The organism is Streptomyces sp. NPDC048442, assembly GCF_040651475.1.
GTDB lineage: Bacteria > Actinomycetota > Actinomycetes > Streptomycetales > Streptomycetaceae > Streptomyces.
On sequence record NZ_JBEZKB010000023.1, the window covers coordinates 45559 to 68562 of the forward strand.

Annotated in this window: 21 protein-coding genes; 6 read left to right on the forward strand and 15 right to left on the reverse strand. The window is 70.4% G+C overall.

Annotation, left to right across the window (positions count from 1 at the left end; all coding sequences use genetic code 11):
• Positions 1-502 precede the first annotated feature (502 nt).
• The 8 genes from AB0D18_RS29030 to AB0D18_RS29065 form a co-directional block, all read right to left on the reverse strand.
• On the reverse strand, positions 503-1531 hold the full coding sequence (locus tag AB0D18_RS29030) for a hypothetical protein (protein ID WP_362424832.1): 1029 nt from the start codon (positions 1529-1531) through the stop codon (positions 503-505).
• Positions 1532-1653: 122 nt separating this feature from the next.
• Positions 1654-2502 carry an alpha/beta hydrolase gene (locus AB0D18_RS29035; RefSeq protein WP_362424835.1) on the reverse strand — a complete coding sequence of 283 codons (849 nt, stop codon included), beginning with the start codon at positions 2500-2502 and terminating at the stop codon, positions 1654-1656.
• The gene (locus tag AB0D18_RS29040; RefSeq protein ID WP_362424838.1) at positions 2502-3485 is read right to left on the reverse strand and encodes a Rieske 2Fe-2S domain-containing protein; all 984 of its coding nucleotides are present in this window, start codon (positions 3483-3485) and stop codon (positions 2502-2504) included. Before AB0D18_RS29040 ends, AB0D18_RS29035 begins: the two co-directional genes overlap by 1 nt.
• Complete coding sequence (locus AB0D18_RS29045) at positions 3476-4708, reverse strand: FAD-dependent oxidoreductase (protein ID WP_362424841.1); 1233 nt, start codon at positions 4706-4708, stop codon at positions 3476-3478. The genes AB0D18_RS29040 and AB0D18_RS29045 overlap by 10 nt, the downstream gene beginning before the upstream one ends.
• Positions 4701-5963: a cytochrome P450 gene (locus tag AB0D18_RS29050; protein WP_362424844.1), complete on the reverse strand. Its 1263-nt coding sequence runs from the start codon at positions 5961-5963 to the stop codon at positions 4701-4703. The genes AB0D18_RS29045 and AB0D18_RS29050 overlap by 8 nt, the downstream gene beginning before the upstream one ends.
• Positions 5964-6076: 113 nt before the next feature.
• Positions 6077-6958, reverse strand: coding sequence for an ABC transporter permease (locus AB0D18_RS29055; protein WP_362424847.1), 882 nt, complete (start codon positions 6956-6958; stop codon positions 6077-6079).
• Entirely contained in the window at positions 6949-7893 is a 945-nt protein-coding gene (locus AB0D18_RS29060; RefSeq protein WP_362424850.1) for an ABC transporter ATP-binding protein, read from the reverse strand. The genes AB0D18_RS29055 and AB0D18_RS29060 overlap by 10 nt, the downstream gene beginning before the upstream one ends.
• Positions 7894-7938: 45 nt before the next feature.
• Complete coding sequence (locus AB0D18_RS29065) at positions 7939-8307, reverse strand: hypothetical protein (RefSeq protein ID WP_362424853.1); 369 nt, start codon at positions 8305-8307, stop codon at positions 7939-7941.
• A 430-nt stretch (positions 8308-8737) separates the two neighbouring features.
• On the opposite strand from AB0D18_RS29065, the gene AB0D18_RS29070 reads away from it, so the two are divergent.
• From AB0D18_RS29070 to AB0D18_RS29080, 3 genes are read left to right on the forward strand one after another with little or no spacing between them, the layout of a single operon-like run.
• A complete protein-coding gene (locus tag AB0D18_RS29070; RefSeq protein WP_362424856.1) occupies positions 8738-10069 on the forward strand; it encodes a cytochrome P450 in 1332 nt (443 codons plus the stop codon).
• Entirely contained in the window at positions 10066-10896 is an 831-nt protein-coding gene (locus AB0D18_RS29075) for a methyltransferase domain-containing protein (RefSeq protein WP_362424859.1), read from the forward strand. The genes AB0D18_RS29070 and AB0D18_RS29075 overlap by 4 nt, the downstream gene beginning before the upstream one ends.
• Positions 10897-10910: 14 nt before the next feature.
• A complete protein-coding gene (locus tag AB0D18_RS29080; protein ID WP_362424862.1) occupies positions 10911-11096 on the forward strand; it encodes a hypothetical protein in 186 nt (61 codons plus the stop codon).
• Between the two features lie 546 nt (positions 11097-11642).
• Here the strand turns inward: AB0D18_RS29080 and AB0D18_RS29085 are convergent.
• The 7 genes from AB0D18_RS29085 to AB0D18_RS29115 form a co-directional block, all read right to left on the reverse strand.
• Complete coding sequence (locus AB0D18_RS29085; RefSeq protein ID WP_362424865.1) at positions 11643-12506, reverse strand: immunity 49 family protein; 864 nt, start codon at positions 12504-12506, stop codon at positions 11643-11645.
• A complete protein-coding gene (locus AB0D18_RS29090) occupies positions 12503-14446 on the reverse strand; it encodes a hypothetical protein (protein WP_362424868.1) in 1944 nt (647 codons plus the stop codon). Before AB0D18_RS29090 ends, AB0D18_RS29085 begins: the two co-directional genes overlap by 4 nt.
• Before the next feature lie 152 nt (positions 14447-14598).
• A complete protein-coding gene (locus AB0D18_RS29095; RefSeq protein WP_362424870.1) occupies positions 14599-15534 on the reverse strand; it encodes a hypothetical protein in 936 nt (311 codons plus the stop codon).
• A 77-nt stretch (positions 15535-15611) separates the two neighbouring features.
• Positions 15612-18227: a hypothetical protein gene (locus tag AB0D18_RS29100; protein ID WP_362424873.1), complete on the reverse strand. Its 2616-nt coding sequence runs from the start codon at positions 18225-18227 to the stop codon at positions 15612-15614.
• Entirely contained in the window at positions 18224-18616 is a 393-nt protein-coding gene (locus tag AB0D18_RS29105) for a DUF6507 family protein (RefSeq protein ID WP_362424876.1), read from the reverse strand. Before AB0D18_RS29105 ends, AB0D18_RS29100 begins: the two co-directional genes overlap by 4 nt.
• A 133-nt stretch (positions 18617-18749) precedes the next feature.
• Complete coding sequence (locus tag AB0D18_RS29110) at positions 18750-19061, reverse strand: pore-forming ESAT-6 family protein (RefSeq protein ID WP_362424879.1); 312 nt, start codon at positions 19059-19061, stop codon at positions 18750-18752.
• A 23-nt stretch (positions 19062-19084) separates the two neighbouring features.
• Positions 19085-19417 carry a hypothetical protein gene (locus AB0D18_RS29115; RefSeq protein WP_362424881.1) on the reverse strand — a complete coding sequence of 111 codons (333 nt, stop codon included), beginning with the start codon at positions 19415-19417 and terminating at the stop codon, positions 19085-19087.
• A 348-nt stretch (positions 19418-19765) separates the two neighbouring features.
• On the opposite strand from AB0D18_RS29115, the gene AB0D18_RS29120 reads away from it, so the two are divergent.
• From AB0D18_RS29120 to AB0D18_RS29130, 3 genes are all read left to right on the forward strand, one after another.
• Positions 19766-20023: a hypothetical protein gene (locus tag AB0D18_RS29120; protein WP_362424884.1), complete on the forward strand. Its 258-nt coding sequence runs from the start codon at positions 19766-19768 to the stop codon at positions 20021-20023.
• Positions 20024-20034: 11 nt separating this feature from the next.
• A complete protein-coding gene (eccD, locus tag AB0D18_RS29125) occupies positions 20035-21375 on the forward strand; it encodes a type VII secretion integral membrane protein EccD (protein ID WP_362425030.1) in 1341 nt (446 codons plus the stop codon).
• Between the two features lie 141 nt (positions 21376-21516).
• The gene (locus tag AB0D18_RS29130; RefSeq protein WP_362424887.1) at positions 21517-22992 is read left to right on the forward strand and encodes a hypothetical protein; all 1476 of its coding nucleotides are present in this window, start codon (positions 21517-21519) and stop codon (positions 22990-22992) included.
• Positions 22993-23004: the final 12 nt, after the last annotated feature.

Below are 23004 nucleotides of genomic sequence, written 5' to 3' on the forward strand. Positions count from 1 at the left end.
CCCCACGGGTCGCTCAGCAGCCCCGGCGCCAGCACCTCGCCGCCGGCCGCCCGCGCGCGTGCCTCGAACGCGGGGCGGTCGGCGACCCCGAAGCAGGGCACCCACCGGGTGACCGGGTGCGCCTCACTGGTGACCGGGTGCGCCACCTCGCCACTGACCGGCGTGCCGAACACGCCCTGGTAGAAGGCCTCCTGGGTACGGGGCTGCGCGCTGTGCAGCACCGCGTCGACGAGGGCGCCCGGTTCGTCGACGAGCACCACTCCTTCGTCGTGGCGCCCCTCCCAGAGACCGAAGGCGGCGCCCCGCGGGTCGATGCCGAGGCTGAACCTCCCGTTGGCGCCGGCCGGTACGCCGCTGACCGTGAAGCGGGCGCCGTGCTCCTCGGCGCGGCGCTGGGTGTGCGCGAGGTCCTTCGCGGCCAGGTAGACCGTCCACGAGGACCCGTAACCGGGGCCCATCGGGCTGGGTCCGAGGCCGCCGACGATCTCGCCGCCGCGCAGGATCAGGTGGTACCCGCGCCCGCCCTCACTGCGGAACTCCCAGTCGAGGAGAGGGCCGTAGAACTCCTTGGCTCCCGTCGGATCGACACCGGCGTGGTCGACCCAGCAGGCCGTTCCTTCGTCGTAGGAGAGTCTGCGGGGCATGGGGCGGTTCCCTTCCGGAGCGGCTGACGGATCGGCTGACGGATCGGCTGACCGAGCGGTGGGCCGAGCGGTGGGCCGAGCGGCGGACACAGGCGTACGTCGAGCAGGTCGGCGGCTTCCTCGACCCCTCCGGCCGGGGGCAGCAGCAGCCGCATCCGGGGGTTGCCGTCGAGGAGCCCGACGGCGTCGGCGGGCCACACCGACGGGGCGCGGCCCCAGTCCTCCAGGCTCGCCCGGTGGCCTCCTGCGGTACAGAGACGGACGATCCTGGCCGGTTCGAGCCGCGCTCCGACCGGGACGGTCTCCAGCAGGCTCTCCGGGCGGACCTGCAGGTAGGAGCCGGTCAGCGGCGAGGTGACGGTGCGCAGGTCCTGTTCCTGGAGGCCGGAGGCATGGGCCGATTCCAGGGCGGCGCCGCGCAGTTCCAGCGGCACCTGGAAGGGCAGGGTCTCTCCGGTGCAGCGGTCGACGACCAGGCGCTGTCCGGAGACCATGCCCCAGCCCCGCACGCCCAGTGCGAGCGCGAGTGCGCTGCGCGGTGACTCCACGCCCCCGACAAGGGCGACGACCACGCCCCCCTTGGCCATGACGACGGCCTGGAGGACGCCGAACCGGTCACCGAGGACCGCGAACGGCGGCAGCAGTGGCGGAACCCCGCCGAGTCCGTGGAAGGCGTGCCGCCGCAGCAGTCTGCCGTCGCCGCCGTGGACCCGCACTTCCGAGCCCACCCCTTCGATTGCCGCAAGACGGACGGTCAGTTCGGCCTGGCCGAGTACACCCGCCTCCTCGCGGAGGTGCGGTCCGAAGAGGAAGGACAGATCCGCCAGGTCCACCGCGCCCATCACATTGAGCAGCACCCCGAAGAAATCCAGCATGAATATCGGCATCGTCCCCCAACTCCCCCGAATCGACCGGCCCTCACCCTATCGGCACAAGTGTGCGGACAGCCCTGAACGTTCTTCACGGAAAAGGTTCTTGAGGGTGGGTCAGTTAATTCTTTGTGCATTCTTTACGCCGAGTGCCTTACCGTGTTGGTGAGTTGGGCCGCCAGCGGCCCGGCCACCTCCTCGGGACGCTCCAGGAACGGCAGATGTCCGCTGTCCGGCACGACTCCGGTCCGGCAGCGCGGCACCGCCCCGCCGAGCAGTGCGGCGTTGGCGTGGAAGACCGGCATGTCGGCGCTGCCCGTCAGGGCCAAGGTGTCGGCGCGGATCCGGGCGAGGTCGCCGGGAGAGTGCACATGACCGCTGAGTGCGACCATCGCCCCGTTGTCCAGTTCGGCCCAGGAGTGCCGGGCGACGACGGACCGGATACGGGCCCGCAGCAGCGGATGCCGCTCGGTGCCGCGGAAGATGTCGGGCGGCGCGGACATCCACAGGTCGGCCAGCCCCCCGGCCGCCTCGGCTCCGCGCATCCGGCGCAGCATCATCATCTCGATGTAGCGCTTGCGGGCCGCGGGGTCGGGCGGCCCGCCGGCCGGGGACGGCGCTCCGAGGACCATGCTGTGCACCAAGTCCGGTGCGTCCAGGGCCATCTGGAGGACGACGGTGGAGCCGAAGGAGAGACCGGCCAGCCGTGCGGCGCCCTCGGCGCGTGCGACGTCCAGGACGCGTGCGGCGAGTGCGGGCAGGGTCGTCCCCGGCTCCAGGGGCTCCGAGCCGCCGTGCCCCGGGAGGTCCACCCCGACGTGGTGCAGCCCCGGCAGCAGTTCCCACAGCGGGCGCCAGAGGGTGGAGTCCATGGTGTAGCCGTGCACCCACAGCACGGTCGGGCCGCTGCCGTGGCTACGGATGTGCAGCCCGTCGCGCATGTGGGCGAGCTCGCCGGGCAGCGGGAGCTCGAACCGGTCGCCGCTCATCACGCCTCCGGACAGGTGGGAGCCGCCGGACGGGCGGGAGCCGCCGTAGCCGGGCCGCCCAGGTCCGCGAAGCCCGTACAGAACTCCCGGTAGGCGACGACCGCCGCATCCGAAGCGTCAGGGCCCAGCGGCCCGAACTCCGAGCCGGGGGCGAGGTGTTCCCACACCGCGATGTCCTCGGCCAGCGCCCGCTCACTCCCGCTGATCAGCATCGGCAGCGCACGCTCGCGGCCCTCCCGTACGCCGATGGCGACCCGCGCGACGCACCCGCCGTCCGCGGTGGGCACGGCCGCGGTGACGATGACGTGCACCTCGTCCGGCGGCCCGAACTCGGTGATCACCACCCCCGGGCTGAAGGCCCTGGCGTAGAAGCGCGGCACATAGGGTTCACGCCCCGGCGTCGCCGCCCCAGGACCGCGCCACGGCGAGGCGGGCATCGGGAACTCCCCGTCCATCACCAACTCCCCCTCGGCGCCCGCCCGGTGGTGCATCTTCCGCACCTGGTGGACCTTGTGCAGCGCGGTGAAGTGGTCGGTGTCGAAGGCGTTCTCGACGATGAGCGCGGCGGGGGCGGCGACCGGCCGGTGCACGGCGGCCACCAGCGAGTGGCTGTCCGCCAGTTCCTTCAGTACGGTACGCATCCCCCGGTCGTCCTCGGGCCCGTCGGTGAGCCGCACGAACAGGGCCTGGCCGCAGACGACGGCCTCGTGCTCGCGCACCCAGGGCCGCGGCCCCTCCCGCTCGGGCCGGCCGAGCAGCACGCGCCGCCCGTGGAAGGGGCAGACCAGGCAGTCGCCGTCCAGGCGTCCGCCGTGGCCGAGGTGGGCGCCCCGGTGCGGGCAGTCGGCGTCGAAGACACGCACGGCACCCTCGGTAAGGACCGCCGTCAGCCGTCGTGTGCCGATGTCCAACGGGCTCACGTCGCCGGTGAGTTCGGAGGTGAAGGCCGCCAGGTACCAGCCCGAGTGCACGTTCACAGCCACTGCTTTCTTGCCTCCATCACGTCGTCGGCGGCTCGCCGACCGTCGGCGATCGCCCCCTGCATCCAGGGCAGTGCACGGCCGGCCACGGCGGCTTCCCCGGTGAAGAACAGCCGCCCGTCGTCCGTCGGCCGCGCCCAGCACCGGGCCGCCGCGGCCGTACCGGGCCCCGGTGCGCAGAAGGCGCCGCCGGAGAAGGGGTCGGCGCCCCAGTCGGCGGTCTCGACCGCGGTCACTTGTGCGGTACGGGCCCACGGCAGCGCCACCGCGAGCAGCCCGGCCAGCTGCCCGCCCGACGCGGCGGTACGTGCGTACTGCGCGGCGGTGTCCTTGGCGACCACCAGCACCTCGGGACGCCCCTGTACGCAGGACAGGAAGCCACCCACACCGTCGGCGTCGAACACCGAGGCGCTCATGGGCGCGGACGCCGACAGGGTGACGACGGCCACGAAGCCGTCGCCGGGGCGCAGGGTGCGCGCCGCCTCCCGCCGGTCCGCTTCCAGTCCGCCGATCTCCAGCAGTCCGCTGTCCACCACGGCCGGTGGCACGGCGAGGACGACCTGCCGGGCAGCGGCCGTGCCGTCCCCGGTGGCCAGGCGCACTTCCCCCGCGTCCACGTCGACGCGGTGTACGGCTGTGCCGGTACGCACCTCGAGCCCGTCCGCCAGTGCGCCGGGGATCCGGTCGAGTCCGCCGGGCACGATGAACTCGCCCCGGCCTGCGCCGTCCTGACGCATCGCCAGCGAGACTGCCGCCGCGTCGAGCCGTGCCGGGTCGGCGGCCCACGTCTGGCGCAGCCACTCCCCCGCCGTCGCCCGCTCGGCGTCACCCGCACCGCTGCGGGTCAGCCAGTCGGCGACCGTGATCCCGCCGGACTCCTCGCCCTCGTACCGTACGAGGCCCGCCTCAAGCAGCCAGGGGGCGTGCGGTCCCCGGGCCAGCGTCGCCATGGGGCGGGCGATGCGGCCCCGGATCACGGACGCGGACTGCGGGCGGGGTGCGGCGGGCAGGGGGCCGAGAAGGGTGTGGACCGGATTGCGGTCGCCGTGCACGATCTGCGCGCCGAGCTCGACGGCGGGGCCGCCGTCGGCGGGCCGGTGGGTGAGGACGCGCCCGCCGATCCTCTCGCGGGCCTCCAGGACGAGTACGTCGACACCGGCCCGGTCCAGGTCGGCCGCGCAGGCGAGCCCGGCGACCCCGGCGCCGACCACGATCACCTCAGGCACGGGCGGCCTCCGCAGGCTCGTGGGACTCCGAACCGGCGCCGTGCAGTTCGACCCCGAGCGAGGTCAGCCGCCGGGGGATCAGGGTCGCGGCCCAGCGCGGCTCCGGATCGGACAGTGCCGCCGCCGGGAACCTCCGTACGAGACGGGTGAGCAGCACCGCGCCCGACTGCCGCACCAGGCGGGCGGCGAGGCAGAAGTGCGGGCCGCCGCCGAAGGCCAGGTGCGGGTTGGGACTGCGGTCCCAGACCAGTCGGTCGGGGTCGGTGAAGACGGCGGGGTCGCGGTTGGCGGCGGCGAGCACGGCCAGCACGCGTGACCCGGCGGGTATCCGCCCGCCGGGCAGATCCGCGTCGCGGACGGTGACGCGGGCGGTGAACGGGATGGGCGCTTCGAGCCGGAGGAGTTCGTCCATGGCCGTCTCCGCCGCTTCGCCGGCCGCCGCCTCGTCGGCCGTAGCTTCACCGGCCCCGGCTTCCCCGCCTGCCGTACGCAGCGCTTCGCGCGCCTCGGGGCGGGGCAGCAGCCAGTACAGGGCGTTGCCAATGGACTCCGCGAGCGGCTGCCAGCCGCCGACGACGGAGAGCCCGAGCACGCCGAGCATCTCCTGCCTGCTGAGCCGCCCGTCGGCCGCGAAGTCCCGCAGCGGGCTGGGCAGCGCCTGGTCCACGTGGGCGTCCAGGTACCGGGTCAGCTCCCCCATCGCGGCCCGTCCGAGCCGGGCGAGCGGCGGCGGGGCGAGCGGGTCGAGGTTGACCGCCACCGCGCGCGCGAGCTCCTGGAACGGTGCGCGCTGTTCCTCCCGCAGCCCGAACAGCCGGGCAAGTACCGCCGTGGCAAGGGGAGTTCCGAGCTGCTCCACCGCATCGGTGAGTACGCCCCGCTCACCGGCCCGCTCCAGCAGGGCGTCCGCGTCGCGGGCGAGACCGCCGGCGATCGACGCCATGGCCGCGGGTCCGAGGAGCCGGGCACCGGGGGCCCGCAGCCGGGCGTGATCGGCGCCGTCCGAGGTGAGCATCGAGACCGGCAGATCGTCGTCCCTGGCACGCTCGCGCTGCCCCGCGGCGGCCGAGAACGCCGGGTCCTTCAGCAGCGCGACGCAGTCGGCGTACCCGGTGACCAGCCACATGCCGGTCATCGGATCCCGGTGCACGGGATCGTGCGTACGCAGCCAGGTGTACGCTGGGTAGGGGTCGACGCGTCCGGCCGGGGAGAACGGGTGGGCGATGCCGGCGGGCAGCCGGGCAGCGGTGGTCACGGTTTACGGTCCTTTCCTGGGGCCGGTGAACGTGCCCTTTCAGGGGCGCGGGGAACTGCGCACAACGCCGGCCGCGACGCACCCGCACGACGCGCACCGGCCCGAAGATCCCCTCACCGCACGCGCGGGCCGCGCCAGCCGAAGGTGAGTACGGTCGCGACGAGACCGCCGGCCGCCCACAGGGCGAGGATCAGGGCGATGCGCCCCAGCTCCCAGGAACCGGCGGGCTCCACCGCGGTGAAGGAGTCGGGCAGGAACACCGAACGGAAGCCCTGCGCCATCCACTTCACGGGGAACAGGGCGGCGGTGTTCTGCATCCACAGCGGCAGCTGGTGGAACGGGAAGAACACCCCGGAGATGAACTGCAGGACCATGAAGACCGGCGTCACGATCGCGGACGCCGACCGGCTGTTGGGAATCACCGCGCTGTAGGCGACCCCCGCCAGCGCACAAGCGGCGGTGCCGAGGGTGAGGCACCAGGCGAGCGTGAACCAGCGCCCCGGGGTCGAAGGCAGCGGCAGGTCGAAGGCCAGCACCGCGATCCCGATGAGCAGCACGGTCTCCAGCACGGTGGTCACCACCACCCGCGCCAGCTTGCCGAGGAAGTACGCGGCCTTGGGCATGGGGGTGAGGGCGAGACGCCGGACGGTGCCGTTGTCCCGCTCGATGGCGACGCTGATGGCGAGCCCGGAGAACGCGGTGCTCATCACGCCCGCCGCGACCACCCCGGCCATGAACACCTGCCGGAAGTCGGTGTCGGTGCCCTCGACCTTCCCGGAGAAGATCGAACCGAACACGACCAGCAGGATCACCGGGAAGAAGAGGGTGAAGACCAGCGACTGTTTGTTGCGGAAGAACGCCTTGAGCTCGACCGAGGAACGGGCCGCGCTCGCCCGCAGCAGTCCGGGCGCCGGGCCAAGGCCGGCAGGTGATGGTGCGACCGCCGCGGGAGCCCTGGAGGTCTCGCGCAGCCGGTCGGCTCTGGTCAGGGACATACGGCTGCCTCCCGCGCGATGAGGTCGAGGTAGATCTCTTCGAGGGTGGGCCGGTGCACCCTCAGTTCGGCGAGCTCGGCCACCCCCGCCTCCCGCGCCCAGGGCAGCAGGACTTCAAGTACCCGCATGGGAAGGGAAGTTCGGAGGGTCACGACGCTGCCCTTCTCCTCCACCCCGGTACCGGCGGGCAGTTCACCGGGCAGCGCCCGGCCCTCCAGCCGGTGGCAGCGGCGGAAGGCAATGCTCGCCGGGGTGGTGTCCCGCCCGCCGAGCTCCGCGGGCGTACCGCATTCGACGAGCCGCCCGCCGACGATGACGCCGGCCCGCTGGGCGAGCTCCTCGGCCTCGTCGAGGTAGTGGGTGGTGAGGACGGTGGTACGGCCCCGGTCGGCGAACCAGCGGACCAGGTCCCAGGCTTCGCGCCTGGCCACCGGGTCGAGCCCGGTGGTGGGCTCGTCCAGGAAGATCAGTTCGGGGTCGCCGATCACGCCGACGGCCACGTCGAGCCGGCGCTGCTGGCCGCCCGAGAGCGACAGGGCGGGTGTGGAGTGGTGCCGGCCGAGGCCGACCATGTCCAGCACCTGCCCCACCGGGAGCGGCGCCGGATACATCGCCGCGAAATGTGCGACGACTTCGCGGACGTTCAAATCCACGTAGGCGCCCGTCGATTGGGGTACCACGCCGATTTTCGCCCGCCATTCCCGCCGGTCCTCGGCCGGATCACGGCCGAGGACCCGCACTTCTCCGCCGGTGCGCCGTCTTACGCCCGTCAATATGTCGACGGTCGTGGTCTTGCCCGCGCCGTTCGGCCCGAGCAGTGCGAATACCTCACCCCGGTGAATGTCGAGACTGAGATCGCGGACCGCGTAGGTGTCGCCGTAACGCTTGGCGAGACCGCGGACGGAAACCGGATGCGCCTTCTGCGCAGTGGGCATGGATCACTCCAGCGAAGTGGGAATGTGGTGCGCCTGCGGTGTTGCTCAGGTGCAGCAGCAGCAGGGGCAGCAGCAGTAGTTGCAGCCTGCGGCGACGTCCGAGAGGTCGCCCTCGCTCAGCTCGGCGGCGTCGACGGTCGGCGTCTCGGGGATGTGGAACTCGTAGCGGCCGGTGGCCACACCGATCTCCCACAGGCCGACCTGAACATCCAGGTTGCCCTCCTGGTGGCCCTCGGGGGCCTGGGTGACGATGACGACCTCACTGCCCTCGGGAACCTCAAGTCCTGCCTCGGCCAGCGCGGCCTTCGGGTCGGACTGGAGCCGGGCGGCGAACGCCTCGTCGGACCAGGAGCTGATGAGCACACGGGTGTATGCGTTGACGAATTCTGCCCGCTGCTGGGGGTCCAGAGACATGCGAACTCTCCCTTGTCTGGCGTTTCTTGGTTATGGCGATTCGGTCGTTGTGCCGGCGACGACCAAAGATTCACACGAATTCGCCGCCCCGGCCAAGACGCAAAGAGACGTAATCCCCGAACCTTCCGGCCTGACGTATTGTGCGTCGCCCCGGACCGTACCGAATAAGCATTGAGCAGAACACCGAGCAGCGTTACGGTGAACCAACTACCTTTACTTACTGGCGGGTTGACGCCCGCCGGGAAAGGCATACTCGCACGCCACACGCCTTCCGGGCACGTGCCTGGACGGCGGTTGCGGCAATTCTCCGACGATTACGGAATTACTTACGCCGCATACGCAATGCGGATTCGGGACTACGTACGGGGCCCTACGTATCGGGCTTCCGCCGCCGCGGCCCCCACCGCTCCCGCACTTCACGGAGGTTCACATGACACCCACCACCGCCCCGGCGGCCACCGTGCCGCCGGGGCCCGCAGACCCCGTGGACATGGCAGCGATGCGCGCCGACCCGCTGGCCTTCGTGACCCGGATGAACCGCGAGTACGGCGACCTCACCAGCCACGTCGGCGACGGCGAGCGCATCTACCTGCTGCACCGCCCCGACCTGGCCAAGCACGTCCTCAAGGACAACTTCGCCCACTACACCAAGGCGAACACCCCGGACGACGCGATGCTGCGCCCGCTGCTCGGCAATGGCCTGCTCACCAGCGACGGGGCCGAATGGGCGCGCCAACGCAGGCTCTGCGCACCGGCGTTCCGCCGCACCGCCGTCACCGCCTTCGACGGCATCATCACCGAGGAGACCCACGCCCTCCTGGACCGCTGGCGGTCGGCCGAGCCGGGCTCACCCCTCCCCGTGGACCACCACCTCACCTCCCTCACCCTGGCGATCCTCACCCGGGCCGTGCTCGGCGTGGACCTGGGGGCGGCGGGTGAGGGCTTCGGCCGGGCGGTGGACGCGGCCAACCGCTTCATGGGCCACTACGTACCCGATCCGGACCCCGACCCGCAGGACACCGTCCTGCGCCGCAAGGGATACGTACAGGCGCGGTCCTTCCTCCAGCTCGTCGCCCGTACGGTGATCGCCTCCCGCCGGACCACCGGCCCGGCCGCGGCGGGCCAGGACACGCTCATGGACACGATGATCGGCGAACTCGACGACATCGACCTGCGCGACCAGGTCCTCACCCTGATCATGGCCGGTCACGAAACCACCGCCAAGGCGCTGACCTGGACGCTCTACCTCCTCGACCAGCATCCCGCCGAAGCCGCCCTGATCCACGCGGAGCTCGACGAGGTACTGGCGGGCCGCACCCCCACCGCCGCCGACCTCCCCGCCCTCGTCCACTGCCGCCGCGCCATCGAGGAGGCCATGCGGCTCTACCCGCCGGTGTGGCTGATCTCCCGGCGGGCCACCCGGCCCGACGTGATCGGCGGTTACGAGATCCCGGCCGGAGCCCTGGTCTGCGTGAGCCAGTGGGTCCTGCACCGCCACCCGGACCACTGGGAGCGCCCCGACGACTACGTACCGGCCCGCTTCGCCGACCCGGAGCTGCCCAGCCACCTCTACCTCCCCTTCGGCGGCGGCGAACGCACCTGCATCGGCCGCCACTTCGCCCTGGTCGAGGCCACGCTGGTGCTGGCCACCCTGCTCCAGTCGGTCCACCTCACCCTCGAACCCGGCTTCCCGGTGGAACCCGAAGCCCTGGTGACCCTCCGCCCGAAACACGGAATGCGAATGACGGTGACCCCCCGATGACCACCATTTCCCCGCAGCCACTCGCGGGCTCCTACGACCCCGCCGCCACCACCTCCGGCGGCCTACGGGGCGAGCTGGCCCGCCTCGAAGCCCAGGCCGACCTGTCCTTCCCCGAAGAGCTCCGCATCCTGCACGACCTGGGCCTGGACCCCGCCGACGGCCCCCTGGTCGAGGTCGGCGCCGGTTCGGGCGCCGTCACCCGCCGCCTCCGCAGCGCCCACCCCGAACTCCCCCTCACCGCCGTGGACATCGACGGCGACCTCCTCTCCCACGCGGCGGGCTGCGGAGCCGAACTCCTGGTGGCCGACGCCACCGCCCTCCCCCTCCCGGACGCCTGCGCAGGCTACGTACTCCTGCGGTACGTACTCCAGCACCTGTCCGACCCGCTGCCCGCCCTGACCGAGGCCCTGCGCATCCTGCGCCCCGGCGGCAGGCTGATCATCACCGAGGTGGACGCCGCGTGCTGGGGCCTGGCCGACCCGGCCTACCCCGAACTGGCCTCCATCCACGGCAAGTTGGCGGCAGCCCAGCAGTCGGCCGGCGGCGACCGCACCATCGGCCGCCGCCTCACCCGGTTGCTCCGTACCGCAGGCTGCACGGACGTCGTCCTGCGCCCGTTCGCCACCACCAACGACGACCGCCCCACCGCCGACTTCGCCCCGCACCTGGGCCCCGGCCGTCTCCAGCCCCTGGTGGCCTCCGGCGTCCTCTCACTGAGCGAGTTCGCCCTCGCGGCCGACCGCTGGAACCGCTTCCGCAACGACCCCGACGCCTACGTCATGCTCCTCGGCTTCACCGCCGCAGGCACCGCACCCGCCACTCACTGATCGGACCGCCCGCCATGAACCCCAACATCAAGATCTTCATCACCATCTTCTGCTACATCAGCGGCGTGATGGGAGTGGTCACCGCCGTACTCAACGCCAGCCAGCAGCCCACCCGGACGACGGCGGCGGTCGTCGCCGGCATCATCGGCGCCGCCTTCCTCTTCGCCGGCATCGCCCTGAGCCGCCGACCGCGCCTCTGAGACCACCGCCGTCCGGGCAGTCCGGCAGTCCGGGCCGGACACTGCCGGGCGCCCGGCAGAGTCCTGTCACGGCAGGTGCTGTGCGCATTGCTGCCCGTGATCCGCAGCGTCGAGTCGTCCGACCGCTCCATGCGGGAGTGATTCGCGCTGCCCCTGCAGACGGGCGGGATCCGGTCGTCGGAAGCGGCAGGCGGTGAGCTGAATGGGCCTGGAGGTACCGGAGGGGTTGAGGATGTTGCGGATGCCCGTCTCCAGGTACTCCTTCGTGGGGCTCTTCGCCGGGTGGGCGATTGCCGATGAAGGCCGTCAGCACGATGCGTACGTCGGCCCGACCTTGACGTCGACACCCCCGGGCCCGCCCATCGGTCAGCGCGCGGCGCACCAGCGAGGGGCGTACGGACGCCGGTGCGGCAACCCCGGCCGCCGGCTCATTTCACCCCGGCCGGGCCGAACTGTCCGCCGGGGACTGTCTCCTTCTTCGGGATCTCCGCCCACAGCCCTCGACGAACGTCGATCTCGGCCGGCATGTCTGTGTCAGAAGCGCACTCAGGTGGGGAACTCGCCGAGCCAGGTCCTCTGAAGGAGGTGCTTGGGCAGGTATGCGGACTCGACGTCGACCGGGAGCCCTCCGTCGTAAGCCAGGCAGGCGATGGCCAACGAGCCCAGGGCGATGCTGCCCCGCCGGTCTGTTTCCCGGTCCTCGTTGAGGGTCCAGTACAGCTTGTGCAGCTTCAGCGCCTCTTCCAGCGCCGGGCTGAAACCCTCCACGTCCCTGCGGACGAAGTGGTAGAAGAGATTGATCGGCGGATAGAGAATTCCCTGCAACAGATCCCGCGGAGCGATCTGGGCCACCGACGGGTCCGACATCCGGAGAGTGGCGGTGAGCTTCTCCACAAGACCCGGCCTGCGTAGCCAGTAGGTCTGCAGGACGTCCACCCAGTGGTAGATGTACTCGTCGTACTCCCCCTCCGGAGCACGCAACCGCTCCAGCGGAATCTCGCACAGCTGCGTCATCCGGTCCTGCTCACGGCAGATGACCGCCAACCAGAACGCGGTCAGCCAATTCCCGGCACTGGCGGTCGACTGCGGCCCAAGGGCCGGGAGGGTCCGCAGCTTTCGGTTGATTCGGCACTCGACGGAGTCCTCGCTCACGCCGGTCACGGCGAAGAACGCAGACCCGACCTGCATCGCGGTGACCGCCGCCTCCCACGTCTCCACCTTCGCTGCACGGGGGTCGACGGCGCCGTGGGCGTACAGGGCCAGGACAGCGCCACTGAACGTCGAAGCGATTACACGCGTTGACTCCTCAAGACCATTGATCTCCCAGGCCATGTGTTCGTCCAGTTGCTTCACGTACTCGTGGACCTCGGGCCCTGTCGGCAGATCGTGTCGGGCAATCACTGTGGTCACGGAAGTGTCCCCTTGCTGATGTCGAACCGCCGATACCGGAGGCCAGTGTACGTCCCTGCATTCTTCTCGCCCTTGATAACTGTGTACTCCAGCTTGCCTTCCTTGATCGCCGCATCCAGAGTTCGCAGAGCCTTAAATTCTCCGCGCTCCCTCATGCGCTCCATGATGTCGAAGAAATACTCCTGACTTCCCTGAGAGGCCCGCCTACCGTCCGACAGAGTTCGCGCCCCAAGCTCCGTACGCACATTGCTCTTCGCCTCGATGACGACAACCCGGCCGTCTTTGTGTACCCACATCTGGTCGAACTGGTCATTCCCATTCTTCGGGCCGATAAGGGGTTCTGGCTCGAAGTCCGGGTATCGTTCGGCGATGTAATGATGCTCGGCCGCCTTTTCCCCAAATGCTTCGGTCAGATCCCCCATCTGGGCATGGGATTCCTTGTATGTCCCCTTGGCCTCTCCCCACATCGCGGCCGATTCGGGGGTTGCCAGAGCGTCGTGGGATTTCCCAGCATCGGCTTTCCAGTCCGCGACGATGTTGTCCCACTGGATGGCAAAGTGACGTGACTGTGCGGCCTCGTCCAGCACCTTGTACCGGGCGGGGTTCGTCACGGTACTTTCACCCATGGAGATGTAGTCCGCGTCGAGGTAATGAGGCTTGGGCGGCGGAGGAACCTCGTGAGCGGGGATCCACGGGCTGCTCTCCGTCAGCCGGGTGAGCTGAGGAGGCGTCTCTCCACTCTCATCAAAGAGCTCGACGTCCCTGCGCGTGCCGTCTTTACGGTAGAAATGCTCCCGGTATCCGGGCTCATTGTTGGCCCGGTAAACCTGGATTTCATGGATCTGTTTCTCACTGAGCGACCCACGGGGCCCGTAGGGGTTCGGGCCCTCACGCATGAAGCTCGGGCGCTCGACCTCCGGGTGAGGTACCGGAACGTCGCTGTCGGGCCTGGCCGTGTCGCCCGAACCGCCTCTCGCGGAATCGTCGCCCGCACGCCCCATGTCGTCCGTGCCACCGCCCCCGGTACCACCGCCGGAACCGTCACCGCGGGAACCACCCGGGCCTTCGGGACCGGTGGAGCTTCCGCGCGACAGATCGTCCGCGCCACCCCCTGTGACGTCTCGAGCAGCACCGCCGACTCCGGCATCGCCCGGATTGCGGCCCGGAGCGTTGTCGGGACCGCCCGGGGCGTTGTGGCCCATGCGGGGTGAGTAGTCGGGGACTTGGCTGCCCGCACGTGCGGAGTCGCCGAGTTGGGCTCCACCGCCGGGCAGGTTGTCGCCGGCGCGCATGGTGTCCGCGCCCACCGAGACGAGTTCGCGTTCGGGTGCAGGGACATCGGCGCGGGCCGGGGTGTCGGGGGTTTCTGCTTGGGAAGTGGGGGTCTCCGCGCGGGTGGCCGCGTTGTCGACGATATCGGTGGGAGCGTTCTTGGCTTCGGCAAGCACCTCGCCCTTGCCGTTGACGACGTCGCCCCTGGGGGTCAGGTAGGCGTCGGAGCCGTCGGGGGCCCGGAGGGAGCCGCCGGGGACCGCGTCGTCGGTGAGGGTGTAGGTGCCGTTGGGTTGTTCGACGGCGCCCTTGGGAGGGGTGGCGTCGGCAGGGATGGTGACGGTGCCGTCGGTGTTGCGGAGGGTGCCCTCGGGGAGTTCGACGGTGCCGGGCGGGAGGGTGACGTCGACGTGGCCCAGGTTCTTGAAGCCGAAGAAGAAGTCGCGGATCTTGGTTCCGGTGTAGAGGCCGGCCTTGAAGACGTAGGTGGTGGGGTCGATGATGCGGCCGGCCTTGCCCGCGACGGAGAGGGCCTTGGCGACGGCGCCCGCTTTGCCCGCACCGCTGACGCCGGCACCGGCGCCGCCGGTGAAGACGGTGGTGAGGACGTTGAAGGTGACCGCGCCCGCGGCGCGGCCGGGGTTGGAGCCCCACTGGTCCCAGGCCACCAGGGCCTTGCCGGTCTCCTTCAGGGCGGTCTGGGAGTCCGCCAGCCAGCGGCGGGTCTTGTCACCACCGACAAGGGCCGGGAGGATCGCACCGGCCGGGGCCACCACCATGGCGATACCGGTGGCGAGCTTGGCCAGACCGGTCCAGGCCCTCAGTACCTTCCGGACAATTCTTCCAAGGCATCGAGCGACGTGACTTCTTCGAGCATTCCTTCCGAGAGCGATCCAAGATCCGATCGCACCGGCAGGCTTCGGAGCCAGTCAAGTGCATCCAGCCCGCCGAGTCCTTGCTCATGGGCCCTACGAAGCTGTTGCAGCCATCCGCGGCCCACCTCGAAGGCCTCTTCGCCGGCAGCGGTTCGCGGCTCGTACCCTGCAGCGTCATCTCCGAGCGAGGCCCATACGTATCCCAGCGTTCGCTCCTTTACGACAGCGCAGTAGCGGACTGGATAATCAGTGATGTCCGCGTACTCCTCGCCGGTCCGGTCGAGACCGGCGAGGAGGCGGCGAGAGCGCGCAGGAACTTCGAAAGTTCCCCACGAATCACTGTAGGCAGGCCCTTCGGCCAGGATGTCTTCGAATCCTGTTTCCGTCGGAGTCGCGTGACGGTTGGGATCTCCGGGTTCGATCGAGACACCGAGCAGGTCTGAAATTTCTTCCAGGGCAGCCGATAGTCTCGGCGCATTCTCCGCGAACACCTCGGTCTGCACACGCTCACGCGTATCCATCACGAGCCAGGCATCGGAATAGGTCTCCAAAGTCACCACAATGAGCTGCCCCTTCCAGACATCGACCTGGATCGCGAACAGCTTGTCGGCCCGATGCTTGGTCCCGGACTCCGACCAAAGGCCCGGACAATCCACTCGAAGAGCCACCAGGGACTCTTCCGAGATGGCTTCCGCTTGGGCCACGGCACGCGCCAACTCCCCCTCAACTGCCAGGGGGCTCCCATCGAAGGGAAGGCCGTTCACCTTGATTCGAGCATTCCGCATATCACCGACGGAATGCGCCGAGAAGCTGGCTTTACCTGTAGGGACGGCAAGTTCGCGTGCAGCCAGAATCCTCCACACCGAATCCGCGATTTCCACGGTGCGACTCGGGTGGACCCGCTCCCCGTTCGAGGTGATCTCCCAAGTCCAGTCACCGATGGGGTCTGAGGAGGTAATCACAGAATGTCCTTGGGGTCGGTCTTGCTGCCTGGTGGGATCACAAGCGTTCCATCGTCCAGCCGTATAACGAACGTAATCCCTTGTCCCTTGGGTCCGCGCGCGCCGCCATGGATCTCCATGAGCTCGTCGTAGGAACCGTTGGACAACCAGTCTGCCCGAGTTCCTCGACCACCGTCCACGAGCAGTACGTGGTGGTCGGCCTCGGCTCGCGCCAATTGAAGAAGGTACTTGCCGCGAGTGATTTCGCTGACCGGATTCATGGGGTCATTGAGGTGCTTCATCTGATACCCGTACGTCAAGCCGTCCTCGGCCTTGATGCGGATGTCCATATCTGCACCGACCGGGACCTTCTGCTCAAAGTCAATGGAGTGAGCCGGTACACCACTCCTGACGAGCTCGTCCGCAAAGAGGATCTGGTCGGCACTCGGCTGGAACATCTGTGTTTTCCGAGCCCCCAGAGCTGACACGACCTCGCCGAACTTGTCGCTCTGGCTGAAGCGTCCAGAGGAAATGACCTCCGCAACCTGCGCGCCGTTCGGTTCCGAAGCGAGCCGCTCCAGCGCCCGTTCAAGGACGTCTGGTTTCGGGCGGAGTTTGCCAGGAATCGACTTGACGCCGTCGCGAACACCCTGCTCCGCGTCACCTCCGCGAAGCATGGGCTGGCCGTCGCCGTGCGGTGACGCCCCGGGCGCACCAGCAGTGCCCTGGTCCCCACCACTACCCTGGCCCGAGCCATCGGCGTCGTTGAGAGCCTCGTCCCCCTGGCCTCCGGGCAGGTCCGCGTCGTCGCCCGCACGCCCCACGTCGTCCAGGCCACCGCCCTCCGGGCCGCCTGCCCCCGGACCGTCACCACGAGGCCCACCCGGGGCATCGGGTCCGGCGGGCCCGCCACGGGACACGCCGTCCGCCCCGTTGCCGGGAAGATCGCGAGCGCCGCCTCCGGTGGGGGTGTCGCCGGGTGTGGTTCCTCCAGTGCCTCCGGGTCCGCCCTGGGTTTCGTGGCCCATCCGAGGTGCTTGGCCAGAGACGTCGTCGCCCAGACGTGCCACGTCGCCGAGCGGGGCGTTGCCGCCGGGGGTCGGGCGGGCAGTGTCCGCGCCGACCGAGACGAGTGTCCGCTCGGGTGCGGGTGCTTCGGCGCGGGACGTGGTGTGGGGAGCGTCGGCTCGTGTCGCCGGGGCGTCGGCATGACTCGCAGGGTTGTCGACGCGGTCGACCGGGGCTTCCTCGACGCGTGCGAGGACTTCGCCCTTGGCGTTGACGACGTCACCTCTGGGGGTCAGGAAGGCGTCGGAGCCGTCGGGGGCCTGCATGGAGCCCGCCGGGACCGCGTCGTCCGTGAGGGTGTAGGTGCCGTTGGGTTGTTCGACGGCGCCCTTGGGAGGGGTGGCGTCGGCAGGGATGGTGACGGTGCCGTCGGTGTTGCGGAGGGTGCCCTCGGGGAGTTCGACGGTGCCGGGCGGGAGGGTGACGTCGACGTGGCCCAGGTTCTTGAAGCCGAAGAAGAAGTCGCGGATCTTGGTTCCGGTGTAGAGGCCGGCCTTGAAGACGTAGGTGGTGGGGTCGATGATGCGGCCGGCCTTGCCCGCGACGGAGAGGGCCTTGGCGACGGCGCCCGCTTTGCCCGCACCGCTGACGCCGGCACCGGCGCCGCCGGTGAAGACGGTGGTGAGGACGTTGAAGGTGACCGCGCCCGCGGCGCGGCCGGGGTTGGAGCCCCACTGGTCCCAGGCCACCAGGGCCTTGCCGGTCTCCTTCAGGGCGGTCTGGGAGTCCGCCAGCCAGCGGCGGGTCTTGTCACCACCGACAAGGGCCGGGAGGATCGCACCGGCCGGGGCCACCACCATGGCGATACCGGTGGCGAGCTTGGCCAGACCGGTCCAGGCTTCGCCCGCCTTGTCCCAGCCGTCCACGCCGACCAGGGTGCCCAGGCCCTTGATGGTGCCCCAGACGCCGTCGACGGCGACGCCTGTGGCGAAGTCCGCAACGTATTCGTAGGACTGGTACCAGCGGACGGACTCGACGACCGGGTCGCCCCAGGGAAGGCCCTTGGCGCCCTTCAGGTCGTCGGCCTTGTAGCCGTACAGGTGGTCGCTCTTGGAGCCGTCGTTGAGGGAGTAGGTCTTGCCGCCGACCAGCTTGACGATCTTGGAGTGGCATTCGATCTCGGCGGTCCAGAACGCTTCGAGGGTGCGGGAGATCTCGTTGCGCCGGTTGTTGTTCTCGTCGACCTTGTCGCCGTCCTCGCGCCAGGTGTCGTCGGCTGCGGCCTCGTTGGCGAAGGTCTGGGCGGCATCCTTGAGTTCCGCCAAGCGCGCGGCCAGTGGACGTACCTCGGTGGCGTAGGTGTCGAGGGCGTCCGCGACGGTGCCCAGGTCGGCGCCGAGGTCGTGGGCCTTGGTGGAGATCGGCACGGTGGTGGCGAACAGCCGGTCCGCTTCGGGGGCCTGGTAGAAGGCGGACAGCCCCTGGAAAGTGGTGTGGGTGCTCTTGCCCTGGGCGGCCAGCTTGGTGCCGCCCTTGCGCAGGGAGATGGCCTGCTGTTCCAGGGAGGGCAGGTATCCGGTGAACTGCGGGACACCGGACGGGGGGACGGGAGTGAAGTCGCTCACTTGGCGGCGTCCTTCCTGGCCTTGTCCAGTACGGCCTGTACGTCCGGGTCGTCGAAGGCCTGGCGCTGCTTCTTCGCAGCCATCTCCAGCTGCCCGTTGTTGTACTCATCGGTGGCTTGGACCGCGCCGCTGATGGAGGCGCGGGTGCGCAGGGCGAGGTAGAGGAAGTCCTTCTGGCGTTTGGCCATGAATTCGTTGATGGCGGCAGCCACCAGGCCCGGGGTGAGGTCACCCGGGACGCCGCCCTCCTTGACCGTGCCGGCGGTCTTGCCGGCCCATTCCGCCGAGTTGGCGATCTCCTCGCCGGTCTTCCCCATCGTCTCGGCGGTCTTGCCGGTGTTCTCCAGCACCTTCCGCACGCCCGAGGCCTTGATGTCCCACGCCGTCATTGCCCCACAACCCCCCGCGGCAGCGGCACCCCGCCACCCGCTCTGCCTGTACGTTTCTGCGCGCCCCGGCACCGCGAGGCCCTCGCCCCGTAAACGGTGACGAAGGCCGTGGCGGTGGCCGTCCGGTGGCACCTCAGCCGATGTTGTCGACGGCCGCCTTCGCCCTGGCCAGGGTCTGCTGGGCGGTGCCGTCGTTCTTCTCCAGCGTCGACTTCAGCAGCCGGATGATGGAGCGGACCTCGTTCGAGGCGCGGTTCCAGCGGAGTTCTTTGCCGTGGTACTCGTCCGAGACGCCGTCGGCCTGGAAGTCGGACATCGCCGCCTTCACCTGCAGGTCACGGTCTCTGATGACCTGTTCCAGGCGGCCGATGACGGCCTGGATGTTGAGCTGCGCGTCCGAGGAGGCGGTGGTGTCGTAACTGTTGCGGTCTGTGTTGCCGGCCATGCTGAGTCTTCTCTCCCCGTCGGTCAGCGGCCGCCGAAGCGGGCGGCGTCGAAGTTGGCGGCGGCCATGGTCGAGCGCGCGTTGTCCGCGGCCTCGCCCTGACCCGAGGTGAAGGCGTTGTCCATGCCGGACTGGCCGCCCAGGATCGAGGAGAGTGAACTGTTCAGCGCCGCCGTGATCTCGTCCGAGTGGGCCTTGAACCGGTCGAAGGCGGCCTTGCCCGCGCCGTTGAACCTGCCCTCCAGCGGCTCCGCGGCAGCAATCAACTGCTGGATCAGACCGCCGAGTTCACCACTCGATCCCTGCGAGCCGGTCGTCAGTCCCGAGAGGACCGTCGATCCCATGTCGAACTTCATCCGAAATCTACCCCCGTGCACTCGTCGGTCGTCCGGATCACTGCAGAATCCACTGCAGCCCCACACCTGCCACGTATTGCACACACATCACTCATGCCACATGGTCAATGATCACGCTTGCATGCCGTCGGCGGCATGCGCAAATGCCTTGCAGAACGGAAGTTGGTGATGCGTGTCACGCGAGCGTGGCCGCCCGGCGGAGGCGCGGGAGAACCCCGGTGGCCTGAAATGTACTGCCTGTACGAGGCCTTGTGTGATCCACCGAACCCGCGTTGTACGCCACCCTCACGAATGATTTATGTTGCAGAGGCGAAGTGAAGGGATTCTGCAACGGGGCGGGGCGGCTGCATGGCCAGGGATTACGACAGTCAGCTGCTGGAGTCCGTGTCGGTACGCAGGCGCCGGTTGCGGGACGCGCTCCTCTTCGGTGCGCAGCGGGCCCGGCGCAGTGCGGACGAGCGGCTCGGCAAGGTGTTCGCCGGGATCGCCATCGCGGCCGTGCTGTGCGCGGGCTGCATCGGCTGGTCCTTCATCCAGCACACCCTCGCCCAGCAGAAGGCCGAGCAGCAGAAGCAACAGCAGCGGCAGGAGCAGCAGTTCAGGTGACGAACACGGCAATGACCTCCCGCGCGCAGCTGAGCCGGGTGACCCTGGTGGGCGAGCGGCGGCGGGCGGACACCGTCCTGCCCTCGGACACTCCGATCGGGCAGCTGCTGCCCGACATCCTCCAACTGCTCGACGACCGGGCCGCTTCCCGGCCGATGACCCGGCAGCTGGTCACCGCCGACGGCGGTGTGCTGCCGCCGGACAGCACCCTGGCCTCGGCCCGGATCGCGGACGGCGCCGTGCTGCGTCTGGTGCGTGCGCATGCCGCGCCGCCGGCGCCAATCGTGCACGACGTCACCGACGAGGTCGCCGACGATCTGGATCTGCGGGCCTGGCGCTGGAGGCCCGCGGCACGGCGGTTCAGTGCCGGGGTGGCCACGGTCGTCTTCGCGGTGATCGCGGCGCTGCTCGCACGAGGTGAGTTCGCTCCCGGGTCGGTGGCCCGTGCGCTGGTCGGCGCCGCCGTGGTGTTCGCCGCGGTGGGTGCGCTCGTCGGCAGGACGGGCAAGGGCGGCAAGGGGCTGGTGACGGCGCTGCTCGTCACGTCCGGCGTGCTCGGGGTGCTGGCGGCCTGGACGGCGGCGGACGCGTACGCCTGGGGCGGGTCGGCCAGGCTCGCGGTGGTTGCCGCCGCGCTGATTCTCGCGATGTTGCTGCTCGGGATGTTCTCCCCGCTGGGGCGTGGCGGGCTCGTCGGAGCCGGGGCGGCCGCGGTGACGACCGGTCTCTGGGAGGCCGTCGCCGCCGTGCAGGGCGACCCTGCGAAGCTCGGCGCGGTCATGGCCGTGATGTCCGTGGTGCTGCTCGGGATGCTGCCGCGCCTGGCGCTGATGGCCTCGGGGCTGACCGGTCTGGACGACCGGCGTTCGGCGGGCAGTTCGGTCAGCCGTCATCAGGTGGCCGGTGCGCTGGCCGCCACTCATCGCGGTCTGGCGCTGGCGACCGTGGTGCTGGCGTGTTCGGCCGCCGGGGCCGGCTGGCTGCTCACGCTGGCCGCCGGGCCCTCGTACTGGACGGTGCTCCTGGCGGTGTGCACCACGGTGGTGCTGCTCTCCAGGGCGCGGGCCTTCCCGCTGGTCGCCGAGGTGGTGGCGCTCTTCGTGGCCGCCGGGGTGCTGGCCGTGCGGCTGGTGATGCTCTGGATGCAGCACGCGCAGGGTCTCGGCCCGCTGCTCGTCCTGTGCGCGGGCGCGGTGCTGCCGCTGCTCGTGCTGACGGTGCAGCCGCCGGAGCATGTGCGGGTACGGCTGCGCAGAGGCGCCGATCTGGTCGAGTCGATCGGCGTGGTGGCGCTCTTCCCGCTGGCCGTCGGCGTCTTCGGGATCTACGGGCAACTGCTCGACAGGTTTTGACACCGGCTCCGTTCAGAGCTGGCTTCGTCCAGAGCTGGCTTCGTCCAGAGCTGGCTTCGTCCAGAACTGGCTTCGTCTGAAACCGGCTTCGGACGCCATATCGGCAGCAGGGCACCAGCGGCAGCGGGGAGAGGGACAGACATGCCGAACGGCAAGAACTGGCAGGGCGATGTGCTGCGCGACCTGAGAGGCGCGGGTACGGGAGACACCTACCCGCCCGCCCCGGAACGGGCACCGGGAGCGGCCCCCCAGGAGCGCGCGCACGCGCAGCCCGCCACGCCCCAGGCGACCGCACGGGCCGCCGCCCTGCAGGACCGGGCGCACGCACAAGCTGCCACTCCCCCGGTCCGGGCGGCCACACGGGCCGACACCCCCCGGGTCCCGGAGTCCGCGCAGACCGCCGCCTCGCAGGACGGCGAGCACGCGCGGAGTCCCGCGCCGCGGGGCCAGCTCGGCTCCGGATACCCCGCTTCCGGCCGGACGGCCCCTACCCACACGGACGCCGCGTCCGCCGTGGACGGGCCTGCAGCTTCAGCGACGTACGGCCACAGCCCTTCAGCCCTGAGCGGGACGGCTCCGAGCCCCTCCCTCCAGGCCACGCAGGGCGGCCCCCCGCCGCAAGACACCCCCGCCCAGAGCCCCCTGGCCCACGCCCAGAACCAGGCCACCCGGTTCGTACCGCAGCCGCACCCGCCGACCCCCGAGTCCCGGCCCGCCGTGGAGAAGGCGCTGGCCGCCGCCGGGCGCAAGCCCCGGCATGGTGAGCCGGTGCTCGGGCGCGCGTTGCGGGCCCTGCGACGGACCGTGGCGTCCTCCGCGGCGGCCGAGGTCGCCTCGGCCGCGCGGACGGCACAGGCGTTGCAGCAGCCGGTGATCACCGGGAGGCAGATCGTGGTGACCTCGATCCGCGGCGGCGCGGGCAAGACCACCGTGGCGGCGCTGCTGGGGACGGCGTACGCGCACTACCGGCAGGACCCGGTGCTGCTCCTGGAGGCCGATCCGGCGCTCGGCACGCTGCCGTTGCGGCTCGGGGTGGAGTCGCTGCGCTGGACCGCTGGGGACATGGCCCGGATCGTGCAGCCGCAGATGTCGCTGCTGGACGTGACCGGTTATCTGGTGCAGCTGCCGGACAACGCCTGGCTGCTGCCGGGCAGCCGGGGGCAGGTCGGGGCGATGCTGGACACCCCTACGTACGAGAAGGTCATGGTCTCGCTGCGGCGATACTTCGGGGTGACGGTGGTGGACTGCGAGACGCTGCCCGCCGAGGTGGCCCGTACCGCGCTCTCCGCCGCCCAGGCGCGGGTCGTGGTGGCGCCCGCCACCCTCGAAGGCGTCGCCAGCACCCACTCCGTGCTGCAGTGGATGGCGACGCTGCCCCCGCACGTGGTGGCGAACACGGTCGTCGTACTCACCGAGCCCACGCCGCACGCCGGCGTCGACCCCGACCGGGCCGCCAAGGAACTGGAGCAGCTCGGAGTGCGCGTACAACTCCTCCCCCACGACCGGCACTTGGCGAGCGGCGGCGCGATCCGCACCGAGTTGCTCGCCCGCTCCACCCGCGAGGCCGCCACCCAGATCGCCGCCGATGCCCTCCAGCTCTCCCAGAGCCGACGCTGACCCGGGACCGGA

Coding starts and splice junctions, on each gene's coding strand:
- AB0D18_RS29105 (WP_362424876.1), bottom strand. CDS start 18,616: ATGACGGCGTGGGACATCAAGGCCTCGGGCGTGCGGAAGGTGCTGGAG.
- AB0D18_RS29055 (WP_362424847.1), bottom strand. CDS start 6,958: ATGTCCCTGACCAGAGCCGACCGGCTGCGCGAGACCTCCAGGGCTCCC.
- AB0D18_RS29110 (WP_362424879.1), bottom strand. CDS start 19,061: ATGGCCGGCAACACAGACCGCAACAGTTACGACACCACCGCCTCCTCG.
- AB0D18_RS29115 (WP_362424881.1), bottom strand. CDS start 19,417: ATGAAGTTCGACATGGGATCGACGGTCCTCTCGGGACTGACGACCGGC.
- AB0D18_RS29075 (WP_362424859.1), top strand. CDS start 10,066: ATGACCACCATTTCCCCGCAGCCACTCGCGGGCTCCTACGACCCCGCC.
- AB0D18_RS29060 (WP_362424850.1), bottom strand. CDS start 7,893: ATGCCCACTGCGCAGAAGGCGCATCCGGTTTCCGTCCGCGGTCTCGCC.
- AB0D18_RS29080 (WP_362424862.1), top strand. CDS start 10,911: ATGAACCCCAACATCAAGATCTTCATCACCATCTTCTGCTACATCAGC.
- AB0D18_RS29030 (WP_362424832.1), bottom strand. CDS start 1,531: ATGCCGATATTCATGCTGGATTTCTTCGGGGTGCTGCTCAATGTGATG.
- AB0D18_RS29130 (WP_362424887.1), top strand. CDS start 21,517: ATGCCGAACGGCAAGAACTGGCAGGGCGATGTGCTGCGCGACCTGAGA.
- AB0D18_RS29065 (WP_362424853.1), bottom strand. CDS start 8,307: ATGTCTCTGGACCCCCAGCAGCGGGCAGAATTCGTCAACGCATACACC.
- AB0D18_RS29070 (WP_362424856.1), top strand. CDS start 8,738: ATGACACCCACCACCGCCCCGGCGGCCACCGTGCCGCCGGGGCCCGCA.
- eccD (WP_362425030.1), top strand. CDS start 20,035: ATGACCTCCCGCGCGCAGCTGAGCCGGGTGACCCTGGTGGGCGAGCGG.
- AB0D18_RS29035 (WP_362424835.1), bottom strand. CDS start 2,502: ATGAGCGGCGACCGGTTCGAGCTCCCGCTGCCCGGCGAGCTCGCCCAC.
- AB0D18_RS29120 (WP_362424884.1), top strand. CDS start 19,766: ATGGCCAGGGATTACGACAGTCAGCTGCTGGAGTCCGTGTCGGTACGC.